Origin of the sequence: Corynebacterium marquesiae, from assembly GCF_030229635.1 — a bacterium.
GTDB lineage: Bacteria > Actinomycetota > Actinomycetes > Mycobacteriales > Mycobacteriaceae > Corynebacterium > Corynebacterium marquesiae.
Genome location: NZ_JASPII010000005.1, coordinates 15,651 through 28,843, shown reverse-complemented (window position 1 = coordinate 28,843; position 13,193 = coordinate 15,651). Strand labels below are relative to the sequence as shown.

Below are 13,193 nucleotides of genomic sequence, written 5' to 3'. Positions count from 1 at the left end.
TATAGCGCGCGAATCGCTAGAATGTCAGACATGCCTAATACTTCCCAGTCGCAACAGTGGTTTGAGCGTTCTTCCAAGGTGATTCCGGGCGGGGTGAACTCGCCGGTGCGCGCATTTGGCTCCGTGGGTGGCCAGGCTCGCGTGATTGAGCGCGGTGCGGGCTCGCGCCTGTGGGATGCCGACGGCAACGAGTACGTTGACCTGGTCAGCTCCTATGGCCCGATGATTCACGGCAATGCGCACCCAGAGATTGTGGAGGCCGTGCAGCAGGCCGCAGCGGGTGGCTTGAGCTTTGGCTCGCCCACCGAGGGTGAGGCTTTGCTGGCGGAGGCCATTGTGTCGCGCACCGCGGCCGATAAGGTGCGCATGGTTAACTCCGGCACCGAGGCCACCATGTCTGCGGTGCGCCTGGCCCGCGGCTACACTGGTCGTGCCAAGGTTTTGAAGTTCGAGGGTTGCTACCACGGCCATGTGGACGCGCTGTTGGCCTCGGCCGGCTCCGGCGTGGCGACTTTTGCGCTGCCGGATTCCCCGGGCGTGACGGGTGCGACGGCGGCCGATACCATCGTCGTTCCCTATAACGATATCGAGGCCGTGCGCGAGGCATTTGCGCAGCACCCAGGCGAGATTGCTTGCATTATTGCGGAGGCCTCGGCCGGCAACATGGGAACCGTGGCACCGGAGGAGGGCTTCAATGCCGCGCTTGCCGACGTCGCCCATGAAGACGGCGCCCTCCTCATCCTCGACGAGGTCATGACCGGCTTCCGCACTTCCTATAAGGGTTGGTACGGCGTCGACGGCGTGGCGGCGGACTTGGTGACCTTCGGCAAGGTCGTCTCCGGCGGCCTGCCGGCTGCTGCTTTCGGCGGCCGCGCCGAAGTTATGGACTACCTTGCGCCGGAAGGGCCGGTCTACCAGGCTGGCACCCTGTCCGGTAATCCGGTGGCCATGGCCTCCGGCCTGAAGTCTTTGGAGCTGGCCGATGAATCGCTCTACGAGCGCCTGCAGGCCAACGCGGACCGCCTGACCGGCATGATTTCCTCCGCGCTATCGGCCGAGGGCGTAGCGCACCACATTCAGCGCGCATCCTCGATGTTCTCCATCCGCTTTGCCGAGGGCGAGGGCCGCAACTTTGCCGATATGCAGGCGGCCGAGACCTTCCGCTTCACCCCGTTCTTCCACGCCCTGCTGGATAACGGCATCTACGTCGCGCCGAGCCCATTCGAGACCTGGTTTGTCTCGGATGCACTTACCGACGCCGACTTCGAACTCATCGAAGCCGCCCTCAAGCCCGCTGCCCAAGCTGCGGCCGCCGCGCGTCCCGCACATTAAGTCCCGCACACCAAGGAGAGACATGACACGCACCATCGTTCACCTCGTGCGCCACGGCGAGGTCCACAACCCGGAGAAGATCCTCTACGGGCGCATCCCGGGCTATCACCTGTCCTCGCGCGGGCATTCCATGGCGGCGCGCACCGCGGAGTCCTTCCGCGACCACGATGTGACCTACCTGGCGGCCTCGCCGCTGCAGCGCGCCCAGGAAACCGCGCGGCCGATTGCGCAGGTAACGGGGCTAGACGTGGACGTCGATAAGACGCTCATTGAATCCGGCAACCGCTTCGAGGGCCTGCGCACCAAGGGCCTGCGCTCCGCGTTGTGGAACCCGCGCCGCTGGCCGCTGCTGGTCAACCCGCTGGAGCCCTCGTGGGGCGAGCCCTATGAGCAGATTGCCGAGCGAATGCTGGGCTCCATCGAACGCGCCCGCACCGCCGCGGCCGGCCACGAGGCGATCTTGGTCAGCCACCAGCTGCCCATCGTGATGGTGCAGCGCACCGTGCTGGGCCAGCGCCTGCCGCACGCGCCGTGGAACCGCGAATGCGACTTGGCCTCGGTAACCTCCCTGCTTTTTGAGGATAACCAGGTCACCGATATCTTCTACTCCTCGCCGGCCCAGGAGATTTAATGGCAGCGCAACGCAGACGCGCAGTCGGCGCGGTGCTGACGGCGGCAGCCATCGCGCTGCCGCTTGCTGGTTGCTCGCAGGATGCCGATAACGCGCAAAACGCGGTGGCTACCGGCGGCAATTTCGAGTTCATCACGCCCGGCGGCGAAAAGGTCATCAATTACGAGGAATCCGAGCGCAAGCCGCTGCGCACCTTCTCCGGCGAGGATGTGCGCGATACGGATAAGACCATTTCCCTGGAGGATTTTGAGGGCGAAATCGTCGTGCTCAACTCCTGGGGCCAGTGGTGCGCTCCGTGCCGCGCCGAGGCCGATGACCTCCAAGAGGTCCACTCCGAGCTGCAAAAACGCCAGATCGGTACGGTCCTGGGCATCAATGTGCGCGACTATAACCCGCAGGTGTCCAATGACTTCCTCGAAGATAACGGGCTGAAGTATCCCTCCATCTACGATCCACCATTTAAGACCGCGGCGGCCCTGGGCGGCGTGCCCACCTCCGTGGTCCCGACCACCATCGTCTTGGACAAACAGCACCGCCCGGCTACGGTCTTTTTGCGGTCCATCACCGCCCAAGATGTGATGGACGTAGTGGACAAACTAGAAAAGGAATAAATGGACAACGCAGCGAGCATCGGCAACTCCTTTGCCGAGGCCGCGACCTCCGGCCCACTCATTCTGGGCCTGTTCGCGGCCGCCGTGGCGGGGCTGGTGAGCTTCGCCAGCCCGTGCGTGATCCCACTGGTGCCTGGCTATATTTCCTACCTAGCCGGCGTGGTGGGCGGCGAGGTTACGTTTGACGGTGAGTTGGGGGTGGGCGTCGGCAAGCGCAGGCAATGGGCCGTGGTACTGGCCGCCGCCTTGTTCATCCTAGGATTTACCGTGGTTTTCCTGCTGGCGACGGTCTCCGTATTCGGCGCGATTTCCGCGCTCCGGCTCAATGAGGAGACGCTCATGCGGGTAGGCGGCGGCGTGACCATCCTGATGGGTGTGGTTTTCCTCGGCGCGATCCCGGCGCTGCAAAAAGACACCCGCATGGCACCGAAGCGCTGGACCACCTGGCTAGGCGCGCCGCTGCTGGGCGGGATATTCGCGCTGGGCTGGACGCCGTGTTTGGGCCCAACGCTGGCCGCCATCATTTCCGTATCGGCCGGCACCGAAGGCATGACGGCTGCGCGCGGCGTGTTGCTCATCATCTTTTATTGCCTGGGCTTGGGCCTGCCGTTTCTGCTGGTGGCGCTGGGCTCCGCGCGGGCGATGCGTTCGATTTCGTGGGCCCGTAAGCACTCGCATACCATCCAGATAATCGGCGGCGTGGCCATGATACTCGTCGGCCTGGCCCTGGTAACCGGTCTGTGGGGCGAGTTTATTAGCCTCATCCGCCAGTGGACCGGCAACTTTGGCGCAACCCTGATTTAGGAGAGACGTGAAATATTTCCGCAAAGCCTGGCATTGGCTGACCAGCATGCGCACGGCACTGGCGCTGCTTTTCTTGCTGGCGCTGGCCGCGATTCCCGGTTCCTTGCTGCCGCAGCGCGACCTCAACGAGCAGAACGTGCAGGACTTCATCGAGTCCAACGGCAACGTAGCGAAGATCTACGACAAGCTGCAGCTTTTCGACGTCTTTTCTTCCGTCTGGTTCCAGGCCATCTTCATCCTCTTGGCCATTTCCCTAGTGGGCTGCATCCTGCCGCGCTCCTGGGATCACTACAAGGCGTGGAAGACCCCGCCAACGCGCGCGCCGAAGTACCTCCACAAGCTGCCGCTGGCAGCCGAGGGACATTCGGATAAGAGCGAGGACGAGCTATCCGCAGAAATCAAAAAGCGCCTGAAGAAGTGGCGCGTGGCCGAGTACTCCCCCGAAAAAGACCGCGCCGGTGTGCATGCTTTCTCCGCGGAGCGCGGCTACGGCCGCGAGCTGGCCAACCTGATCTTCCACGTGGCGCTGGTGGCCATCTTGGTGACCGTCGCCGCCGGCCGCTTGGTCAACTACGAGGGCCAGGTCATCGTGGTCACCGAGTCCGGCTCGCAGGGCGGCGGCCAGACCTTGGACCAGTCCACGGAGTTCTGCAATACTTCCACGTCCAATTTTGACTCCTTCCGTGCCGGTCCGCTTTTCGACGGCACCGGTCTCCACCCCTTCTGCTTCGTCGCCCATGACTTCGCGGCGGAATACCTGCCCAACGGCCAGGCGGAGATGTTTACTTCCAACGTCTCCTACGCGGAGGGCGAGGACATCTACAAGGATGACTCCGAGTGGAAGGACTATGAGCTTAAGGTCAACCACCCACTGCGCTTGGCGCACAACCGCGTCTACTTGCAGGGCCACGGCTACGCGCCGACGGTCACGGTGGAATGGCCCAATGGCGAAAAGCGCACCCAGACCATTCAGTTCCAGCCGAATGACACGACCTTCTTCTTGTCCTCCGGCGCAATGCGCTTCGACCCGCCGGCCGGCATGCATCCAGATCTCTATGACCGCCGCCAGAACCAGATCGCCATCCAGGGTCTCTTCGCGCCCACGGCCGAATGGGCCGGCGAGAACGGCAAGCTGCTGCAGTCCGCATATCCCGGGCTGCAGGATCCGGCGATGGCCATCGATATCTACCGCGGCGATGCCGGCTTGGACACCGGCACCCCGCAGTCCTTCTTCTCGCTGGACCCGAACCTGGTGCAGTCCGGCCAGCTACAAAAGATTGACCGCGTGAACCTCAACCAGGGCGAGGACGTCACCCTGGACGATGGCACGAAGATCACCTTCGACGGCGCCAGCGAGTTCGCCAACTACCAGGTCTCTTATGATCCTTTCCAGAAGTGGGTGCTGGCCTCCGCGCTGGTGATGCTCATTTCCTTGGTGGGATCGCTGATAATTAAGCGCCGCCGCGTCTACATCCGCCTGCGGCCGAACGCGACCGGCGGCACCGACGTGGAGATGGGTGGCCTCGCCCGCACCGACCGCGCCGGCTGGTCCGAGGAGTTCCACGAGCTGCACCGAGCGCTGCTCGAACTGCCCGACCCAGACGAGGTCGAAGAAGACGAACTTTATACCAATGACTAGCGCCCCGGCCCGATCCAACAAAAGTTGGATTGGGTCGTTTCGCTGAGTAAGGTAATCAGCACTTACCCCGCACGTGTGAAGGCTAGGAGCATTCATGCAGATCGATCAGAATCTGTCTAATTTCTCGGATATCGCGGTGCAGACCGCCTTTGTGGTGTACTGCGTCGCGCTCTTTTTGTCGCTGTTTTACTACGGCCGTATGCAGGGCATCATCGAGGGCCGCCGCGCCGTGAAGTCCGAGGCCGCGAAGGTCTTGGTGGGGGCGGGCGCTGGGGGCGTCGACAAGCACAGCTATGCCGGCGAGGTTGCCCAGTCCTCTTCCGGAATCACGGCCGATGAGCTGCAGGAAAAGGAGCGCAAGGCCGATAAGCTCGGCGGCATGACCAGCGCGCTGATGTGGGTGGGCATTGCCCTGCACGCCGCGGCGATTGTGCTGCGCGGCCTGGCCACCGGCCGCTTCCCGTTTGGCAACCTGTACGAATACGTGCTGATGGTGAGCTTCGGTGTGCTGCTCGTGGGCAATATTGCCATGCAGCGCAAGGAATGGCGCACCGTGTGGCCGTGGCTGCTCACCCCGACCCTCGCGTTGATGTTTTATGGTTCTACCAAGCTTTATGCCGAGTCCGCCCCGGTGGTGCCGGCGCTGCAGTCGCACTGGCTGCCCATCCACGTCACCGTGGTTTCTTTGGGCGCGTCCATCGGTATTATCTCCGGCATTGTCTCGCTGCTGACTCTTTTGCGTATGGCACAGCCAAAGCATGCCGAGCATGGCCTCCTCGGTGCTGTAGCCCGCCCGTTGCCTTCTGCCGCGAAGATTGACCAGCTGGCCTACCGCCTGGCAGTTATCACCCTGCCGACCTTGGGTCTGGGCATCATCTTGGGTGCCATCTGGGCCGAGTCCGCTTGGGGTCGCTTCTGGGGCTGGGACCCGAAGGAGACTGTGTCTTTTGCTACCTGGATCCTGTATGCCGCCTACCTGCATGCGCGTGCGACGCCGGCCTTCCGCAAGGCGGCGCCGTGGATCAACGTCATGGCGATGGCGCTGATGGTCTTCAACCTGTTCTTTATCAATATGGTCGTCTCCGGCCTGCACTCCTATGCAGGGCTGAACTAGATGGCGGAGCATACGAGCCCGCGCCATAAGCAGGGCAAGCCGGCCGGCGATAATGCCGTGATTTTGGGCCTTGGCGCCCAATTTGCCGAGCGGCGCCGCGAGTTGGGCATTTTGCAGCAGCAGCTTGCCGACGCCGCCGGTATCTCCCGCTCCACCCTCCACACCATCGAGCACGGTGGAGCGGGCGTGCGGTGGGAAAAGATTACCGCCGTGGCCGAGGCCCTCGGCTTGGAGATGCGCTTCGTGCCGAAGGATTCCTAGTCCTTGTCGCCGTCGGTGCCGCGATTGCGGCGCTGGCGGCGTTTTTCTTCTTCTGCCTCTTGTGCGCGGCGCTGCTTGAAGCGCTCCTTTTCTAAGTTCCAGAGGAATTCCTCGTCATCGTCGGGGCCTTTGATAGCGCGGGGTTGTTCCACCTCGTGCTTTTTCCATGTCGAGGGCCCGAAGGCCTTCCAGACGAGGTAGGCGGCGAGAACAAAGAGGAGTAGCAGGATGATTCGGCCCATGCGTGCGATTCTACCTGCACCGCGTACAATCAACCCCCATGACGCATAACTCTGAGCCACCCAAGCCGGACCCAGAACTGCGCCGCCGTTCGCGCGCGGCGCTGTGGAAGTACGGGCTCGCCCGTGTAGTGCTATTTATCGCACTGACCGTGGTGATTGAGCTTTTGGCCATCGCCATCGGTTTTCCCATCCCGGTGCTTATCGCAGCGCTGCTGGCGCTCTTTGTGGCGCTGCCGCTATCGATGCTCATCTTTAAAAAGTGGCGCATCGAGGCCACCCAAACGCTGGCCGAGTACTCCGCCCAGCGCAAGGCCCACAAGCGCTGGGTCCAAGCGGAGCTGGAAGGCCGCGCCGCGCAGGACTAGACGAGGATGAGCGCGGCGGCCTCGATAATTGCCCACAGCAGCATCGCGCGGCCGGTCAGGCCGAGCACGGGGATAAGCTCTGGGCCTTGGGCGCCGCGGTTGACGGTGCGGATAGCGCGTAGCGCGAAGGGGAAATAGACTAGGCCGGCGAGTGCGAGCCAACTGCCAAAGGCAATGCCGATAGTCAGCAAGAAAGGCAGCAGGAGCAGCACCGTAAAGAGCAGGCGCGCCTTCTCGTTGCCGAGGCGCACGGCGAGCGTAATCTTGCCGGTTTCGGCGTCGGAGGGAATATCGCGGATATTATTGACTAGGTTAACCCCGGAGCTCATCGCGCCGATGCCCACGGCCAGCGCGAGGCCCGACCATGACAGGCGGCCGGCCTGGGTAAATTCGGTGCCGAGCACGGCGACGAGCCCGAAGAAGATAAAGACGGCGACCTCGCCGAGCCCGCGATAGCCATACGGGTTCTTGCCGCCGGTATAAAACCAGGCGCCGGCGATGCACAGCGCGCCGACGAGGATGAGCCACCAGGCGTGCGCTGCAAAAGACAGCGCGATGCCGGCGATCCCGGCCACAGCGAACGCGGCGAAGGCGGCGAGTTTCACCTGCTGCGGGCGGGCCAGGCCGCCGCCGGTGAGGCGCTGGGGACCGGTGCGGTCATCGTCAGTGCCGCGGATGCCATCGGAATAGTCATTGGCGTAGTTCACGCCGATGATAAGCGCCCATGCCACGATGAGTGCGAGGAGCGCGCGGCCCACGTGGCCGCCGTCGATGCCGAATGCCGCGCCGGTGCCCGCAACGACGGGCGCGAACGCATTAGCCCAGGTATGTGGGCGTGCGCCCTCGAGCCAATCCTGGGCAGTGGCGGAGAAACGGCCGGCGGAATGGTCCTTGGAATGCGGGGCAGACTTGGAGGCAGACATAGGCACTATTGTGCCACTGCGGCGCGCGCGGGCGGCAATTAGCCAAGGTAGGCGCGACGACGCAGCCGATAGGCGGCTAGTGCCGCGAAGAAAAGAGTGGCATTGGTGACCGTCATCGCGGCGGAGGTGGCCGCATCAAGCCAATAGGCCAGCCAGAATCCTGCGACTGCGCTGAGTGCCGCGATGCCGCAAGCGGCGAGCATTAGGGTAGGCACGCGGCGGGTGAAAAGCCGCGCGGTCATGGTGGGAAAGACCATCAAGGCGATTACCAGCATGGCGCCGGCGGCGTGGAAAGCGGCAGTAGCGGTGCAGGCAACGACCGCCATAAACGTTGTCTGTACAGCACGGGAGCGGACCCCGCGCACGGTGCAGAACGCGGCGTCAAAAGATATAGCAGCAAGACGCGGCAGGGAAAGGGCAAAAAAGATCGCATTCGCGGCGAGCACGGCGGCCATGACATAGCAGTAGTGGGGATTGGAAAAGGCGGCGAGGTTAACATCGCCAACCAAGACGGCGTGGACATCGATATGTACGTGGCTCATTCGGGTAGAGATGAGGATGACGCCGGCGGCAAAGAGGGCGGGGAAGATGAGGCCTAGGGCGGCGTCGGCAGTAACCAGCGCGCTGCGCTGCAGCCACCGCGTGCCGAGGGCGACGGCCAGGGCACCGGCCGCGGCGGTAATAAGCAGCAGCGGGGAGTCGATATCGGAGGTTAAAAGGTAGCCCACGGCGATGCCGGGGAGGACGGCGTGACCGATGCCGTCGATAAGCATGGCCTGTCCCTGTAGAACTACAAAAGTGCCGGGCAGCGCGCATGCTACGGCGGTAAGGACGGCGAGCAGGCAAGCGGTAGCGGCAAGGGTCATGGTCGAAGCTTTCTGGTGACGAGGCTGAACGCTACGGTGGCGGCTTGCACCAGCACGATGATGGGGCCGGTAGGCAGCGGGCCAAAGGCGATGGAAAGGTAGCAACCCACGGCGGCAGTAAGCGCGCCTAGGAAGCCGGCTAGTGCAATGAAGGGAAGCAGGCGGTGAACCCAGGGGCGGGCGGCCGCGGCCGGGCTGATGACTACGGCCACCATGAGGACCACGCCGACCACCTTGACGCCTATAACCGTGACGGCGGTTAAGGAGAGGAAGCTGAGGGCATTTAAGGCCGTGGTGCGAATGCCGGCTACGCGGGCAAAGGGGGCGTCAAAGGCGACGGTGGCTTGCCGAGTGTGTACCGAAGAAAGAATTAGCAAGACGCCGCCGCCAATGACGAGCGCAGAACTCACATCGGCGCGCGTGAGCGTGGACGCGTTTCCCAGCAGGTAGTCCTGGATGCCGGCCTTGCCGGGCAAGGGCTGGCGGGAAATATACTGCATGAGCAGCATGCCGATGGAGAAGAATGTGGTAAGCGTAGCGGCCATCGCGGTGGTCGGGCCGAGCGGGGCCAGCCGTGGAATCAGGTGAATACAGCCGACGGCCAGTGTGCCGGTGAGGATGGCGCCGGCAGAAAGCAGCCAGATATTGCGGCCGTCCCACCCTAAGGCCGTAGCCACGACGAAGGCGACCAGCAGGCCAGGCAGGGAGGAATGCGAGATGGCATCAGCGAGCAGGCTGGTGCGGCGCACATAGACCAGCGGTCCGAGCGCGCCGGCGCAGGCTCCGATGAGTACCGTCCCCAAAAGCGCCTGCGTATAGGTGAAATCCTGAAAGAGTTCTAGTGGGTTCATGAGGGCAGGCAAAACATGTCGGCGATGGCGGATTCGGTGAGCACCTGCTTAGTAGGCCCGGCCGCGATGAGGCGGCCTTGGCCCACCATGAGGACCTCATCGCAGAAATCGGCGACTTCTGCCAGGTTGTGGTGGACCAGCAGGATGGTGGCGCCATCGGCGCGCAGATTCTGCAGTACCTCCATGATGGCGCGCTGGCTTGCGGCGTCGACCCCAGCAAAGGGCTCATCCAAGATAATGAGCTCAGGATCGCTCACGAGCGTGCGAGCGAGTAAGACGCGCTGGCGCTGGCCGCCGGATAAGGCCGAAATGGGCAAGTGCGAGTGCTCTTGCATTCCGGTGCGGGCGAGCGCGTCGTGAGCGGCGCGCTTATCGGCGCGGCTCGGCCACTGCCACCAGCGCAGGCCGGCGGTGCGGCCCATAAGCGCGACGTCGAAGGCCGTGGCCGGAAAATCCCAATCGATATCCGCGTGCTGCGGCATGTAACCGAGCCGGTGGCGGAAATGGGCAAGGTTGGTGCCATCAAAGGTGAGCGATTCGCAGTTAAGCGGTGGAAGCAAGCCCACCAAGGTGCGCACAAGGGTGGACTTGCCGGAGCCGTTGGCGCCCACGAGGCCGGTGATGGTGGCGGGAGTGAGGGCAAAGGTGGCGTCGGCAAGCAGGGGCGTGCGCGGATAGCCCGCGGTGAGGTGGGTAGCGCGCAGCATTAGCTTAAGGCCTTTGCCACGGTGTGTGCGTTGTGCTCGAAAGCCCCGAGGTAGGTATCGGTGGGCGCGTCGGGTCCGAGGGTATCGGCGAAGAGCTCCTCGTCCGAGACGGTAACCTTCCAGCCGCGGGACTCCACGGCCTGCTGCAGCGAGGTGATGGCCTGTGGGTTGGCTTGATTGTCCTTGAAGATGACGGGGACCTTTTTATCGGCGATGGTATCGGCCAGCTCGGAGATCTCGGTGGCGGATTTTGTGGCCTCGGTGGTCACGAAATCAGTGGCGTGGATGTCAAAGTCGAAGGTCTTGCCAAAGTAGTTGAAAGCATCATGGCCGGTGATGAGCACCCGGGGCTTCGCAGCAGCGAGTTCCTTCTTAGCCTTGTCCTGTGCAGCGGCGATCTGGCTTTCATAGTTATCGGCGGCAGTGGAGTAGTCCGCGGCGTGCTCGGAATCGATATCGCCAAGTTTGTCGCCGATGCTCTCAACGGCCTGGCTCCACAGCTTGGGGCTATTCCAGATATGCGGATCATAGAGTTGCTCGCCGCCCTTTCCTTGTTCCGGCCAGGGCAGGAGATCTTGTTCATCGAGCTGATCGCCCACCGCGAGCTGCTTGTCTCCCAGGGACTTGAGCTGGTCCACCATCTGGGCCTCGAGGTGGAGGCCATTCCAGAGCACGAGGTCGGCGTCCTTCATAGCCTCAATATCGTGCGTGGTGGGCTGGTAGGTGTGCGGATCACCGCCGGGGCCGACCATGGTGGTGATATCGGCTTCGGGGGCGAGGTTGGCTGCAGCATCGGCCAAGTAGCCGGTGGTGGCGAAGATTTTTAGGCTATCTCCGTGGTTGTCATCGCCGCTTGAGCAGGCCGTTAGCGTAGTAGCGGCGAGCAGTACGGCGAGGGGAAGTGCGGTGGTTTTCTGCAACGAAAAGTCCTTAAATTAGAAATGAATACCGAAGTTCAATGTAGTGAACTTCTAAAAACATACATATTGAAACTGATGGAAGCAATAGGATGAACTACGATGGGGTGAATGCACGTAAGCGAGCTGCCCGAACGCACCCAGGATTACCTCAAGATTTTGTGGAACCACGAGGAAAAGGCGGGACGCGATACCGCCATGCCGCTCGGTGATCTGGCCAAGGCTGCCGGCCAAAAGCTGCCCACCACTTCCGAGGCCGTTAAGCGCCTCGCGGCCAAGGGACTCGTGGAACACGAGCGTTACTTTGGCGTCCGGCTGGTCCGGGAAGGTCGCGAATTGGCCGTGGCCATGGTGCGCCGCCACCGCCTGCTCGAGACCTTTTTGGTACGCACCTTGGGCTATACCTGGGACGAGGTGCACGAGGAAGCCGAAATGCTAGAGCATGCGACCTCCGATAGGTTTGTCGAGCGCATCGATGCTTTCCTCGGCGCCCCTGCGCGCGATCCCCACGGCGATCCCATTCCGGCAGCCGATGGCACGGCTGAGCCGCTCTCGCGCATTACGCTTGCCGACGTCCCACCCAACTCTCCCGTCACCATGGAACAGGTCAATGACGCCGATGGCGAATTCCTGCGCTACTTGGACAAACACGGGGTTCGGCCGGGCGTGCGGCTGACCGTCGTTGCCCCGCCGGTAGCCGGCCTCCTAGAGGTCAGCGTGGATAATGAAGCCAGCTTTTCGCTCGGGGAATCCGCGGCGCGCGAGATTGCGGTGCGCGACGCGGAAGGTAGCTAAGCGCCGAAGATGCGCGCCACCGCGCGGCGGTCTATTTTGCCTGGCCCGGCCGTGGGAAATTCCGCGAGGCGCTTGATGTCTTTCGGTATCTGCCAGCGGGGAAGCTCGGCGTCCTCGAGGGCTTCGAGGATATCGCCGATATCGGCCCAGCCGGTGTACGCCGCCATGATTGCCTGGCCGAGCCGTGGGTGTGGCACGCCGACGACGCAGGCATGGTCCACGCCCTTAACCTTGAGGATTTCGGTTTCTAGCGCCTCTGGGTGCAGCTTGAGGCCGCCGGAATCGATGACGTTATCCAGCCGGCCGGTGACGGTGAGGGTGCCGGCGTCGATAAAGCCGCCGTCGGAAGTGGCGAACCAGCCTGGCTCGCGGAAGGCCTGGTGCTCGGGCGCGTTGCGGTAGCCGTGGGCGATGGTGGGCCCGCCCAAGAGGATGCGGCCGTCCTGGACGCGGACCTGCGCGCCGGGGATCGGGCGGCCGTCGTAGACGCAGCCACCGGCGGTTTCGGAGGATCCATACGTCGCCACTACTGCAATGCCCAGCTCCTCGGCCGCTGCGCGCAGGCGCGGGTTGATGGCCGCGCCGCCGACCAGGATGGCATCGAAAGTGCGTAGCGCGTCGATGCCTGCGACCGAATCCATGGCCTTGGCCAGTTGCAGCGGGGTCAGCGCGGTATAGGTGCGGTCGCCAGTGCGGTCGAGCTCTGCAGCTGCGCGGGCGAAGGTAGGGATATCGAAGCCCTCGCTGAGATCCATGCACAGCGGATCCACGCCCGCCACCAGCGAGCGCACTAGTACCTGGATGCCGGCGATGTGGTGGGCCGGCATAGCGAGCAACCACTGGCCGGTGCCGCCGAGCACCTGGTGGGTGGCATCCGCACTAGCTACGAGGTTTGCCGGGGTAAGCTGCGCGCCTTTCGGCGTGCCGGTGGAACCAGAGGTGGACATCACCAGCGCGATGCTGGGGTCGATGGGCTCGCCGGCGCGTTGAGTATTGCGCAGGAGGGTGGCGCGGGTGGCGTCGGCAAGCGGGAGCGGCAAAAAGCACCCTTGGCCAGCAATGGCGGCCTCCAAATCGGGGAGGATGCTGGCCGGGTTATGCGGATCAACCGGAAGCGGGGAGAGGATAGTCACGG

The 13,193-nt window shown here is 63.4% G+C and carries 16 protein-coding genes; 9 read left to right on the top strand and 7 right to left on the bottom strand.

Going from position 1 to position 13,193, the window contains the following annotated elements; translation table 11 throughout:
* The first annotated feature begins 30 nt into the window (after positions 1–30).
* From hemL to QP971_RS04515, 7 genes are all read left to right on the top strand, one after another.
* Entirely contained in the window at positions 31–1,332 is a 1,302-nt protein-coding gene (gene hemL, locus QP971_RS04545) for a glutamate-1-semialdehyde 2,1-aminomutase (protein WP_284810972.1), read from the top strand.
* Positions 1,333–1,354: 22 nt separating this feature from the next.
* Positions 1,355–1,963 (top strand): histidine phosphatase family protein, encoded by a 609-nt coding sequence (locus QP971_RS04540; RefSeq protein WP_005327918.1) that lies wholly within the window; start codon positions 1,355–1,357, stop codon positions 1,961–1,963.
* On the top strand, positions 1,963–2,574 hold the full coding sequence (locus tag QP971_RS04535; protein ID WP_284810971.1) for a TlpA disulfide reductase family protein: 612 nt from the start codon (positions 1,963–1,965) through the stop codon (positions 2,572–2,574). The genes QP971_RS04540 and QP971_RS04535 overlap by 1 nt, the downstream gene beginning before the upstream one ends.
* On the top strand, positions 2,575–3,378 hold the full coding sequence (locus QP971_RS04530; RefSeq protein WP_284810970.1) for a cytochrome c biogenesis CcdA family protein: 804 nt from the start codon (positions 2,575–2,577) through the stop codon (positions 3,376–3,378). It abuts the gene before it with no gap.
* A gap of 7 nt (positions 3,379–3,385) precedes the next feature.
* Positions 3,386–5,017 (top strand): cytochrome c biogenesis protein ResB, encoded by a 1,632-nt coding sequence (locus QP971_RS04525; protein ID WP_239274494.1) that lies wholly within the window; start codon positions 3,386–3,388, stop codon positions 5,015–5,017.
* A gap of 94 nt (positions 5,018–5,111) precedes the next feature.
* Positions 5,112–6,131, top strand: coding sequence for a c-type cytochrome biogenesis protein CcsB (gene ccsB, locus QP971_RS04520; RefSeq protein ID WP_284810969.1), 1,020 nt, complete (start codon positions 5,112–5,114; stop codon positions 6,129–6,131).
* On the top strand, positions 6,132–6,392 hold the full coding sequence (locus QP971_RS04515; protein ID WP_239274492.1) for a helix-turn-helix domain-containing protein: 261 nt from the start codon (positions 6,132–6,134) through the stop codon (positions 6,390–6,392). It begins immediately after the preceding gene.
* Here QP971_RS04515 and QP971_RS04510 read toward each other — a convergent pair.
* A complete protein-coding gene (locus tag QP971_RS04510; RefSeq protein ID WP_049377864.1) occupies positions 6,389–6,634 on the bottom strand; it encodes a hypothetical protein in 246 nt (81 codons plus the stop codon). The two genes, QP971_RS04515 and QP971_RS04510, sit on opposite strands and share 4 nt — an antisense overlap.
* Before the next feature lie 38 nt (positions 6,635–6,672).
* Here QP971_RS04510 and QP971_RS04505 point away from each other — a divergent pair, with 38 nt between their 5' ends.
* The gene (locus tag QP971_RS04505) at positions 6,673–6,999 is read left to right on the top strand and encodes a DUF4229 domain-containing protein (RefSeq protein ID WP_065422238.1); all 327 of its coding nucleotides are present in this window, start codon (positions 6,673–6,675) and stop codon (positions 6,997–6,999) included.
* Here QP971_RS04505 and QP971_RS04500 read toward each other — a convergent pair.
* From QP971_RS04500 to QP971_RS04480, 5 genes are read right to left on the bottom strand one after another with little or no spacing between them, the layout of a single operon-like run.
* The gene (locus tag QP971_RS04500) at positions 6,996–7,922 is read right to left on the bottom strand and encodes a 1,4-dihydroxy-2-naphthoate polyprenyltransferase (protein ID WP_284810968.1); all 927 of its coding nucleotides are present in this window, start codon (positions 7,920–7,922) and stop codon (positions 6,996–6,998) included. The two genes, QP971_RS04505 and QP971_RS04500, sit on opposite strands and share 4 nt — an antisense overlap.
* Positions 7,923–7,960: 38 nt before the next feature.
* Positions 7,961–8,788, bottom strand: a complete 828-nt coding sequence (locus QP971_RS04495; RefSeq protein ID WP_284791590.1) for a metal ABC transporter permease — start codon at positions 8,786–8,788, stop codon at positions 7,961–7,963.
* Positions 8,785–9,639 (bottom strand): metal ABC transporter permease, encoded by an 855-nt coding sequence (locus QP971_RS04490; protein ID WP_284810967.1) that lies wholly within the window; start codon positions 9,637–9,639, stop codon positions 8,785–8,787. The genes QP971_RS04495 and QP971_RS04490 overlap by 4 nt, the downstream gene beginning before the upstream one ends.
* The gene (locus QP971_RS04485) at positions 9,636–10,346 is read right to left on the bottom strand and encodes a metal ABC transporter ATP-binding protein (RefSeq protein WP_239274486.1); all 711 of its coding nucleotides are present in this window, start codon (positions 10,344–10,346) and stop codon (positions 9,636–9,638) included. The genes QP971_RS04490 and QP971_RS04485 overlap by 4 nt, the downstream gene beginning before the upstream one ends.
* Entirely contained in the window at positions 10,346–11,266 is a 921-nt protein-coding gene (locus QP971_RS04480; protein ID WP_284597796.1) for a metal ABC transporter substrate-binding protein, read from the bottom strand. Before QP971_RS04480 ends, QP971_RS04485 begins: the two co-directional genes overlap by 1 nt.
* 108 nt (positions 11,267–11,374) lie before the next feature.
* On the opposite strand from QP971_RS04480, the gene QP971_RS04475 reads away from it, so the two are divergent.
* Positions 11,375–12,058 (top strand): metal-dependent transcriptional regulator, encoded by a 684-nt coding sequence (locus tag QP971_RS04475; protein WP_284810966.1) that lies wholly within the window; start codon positions 11,375–11,377, stop codon positions 12,056–12,058.
* Here the strand turns inward: QP971_RS04475 and menE are convergent.
* Positions 12,055–13,191 (bottom strand): o-succinylbenzoate--CoA ligase, encoded by a 1,137-nt coding sequence (menE, locus tag QP971_RS04470; RefSeq protein ID WP_284810965.1) that lies wholly within the window; start codon positions 13,189–13,191, stop codon positions 12,055–12,057. The two genes, QP971_RS04475 and menE, sit on opposite strands and share 4 nt — an antisense overlap.
* Positions 13,192–13,193 lie beyond the last annotated feature (2 nt).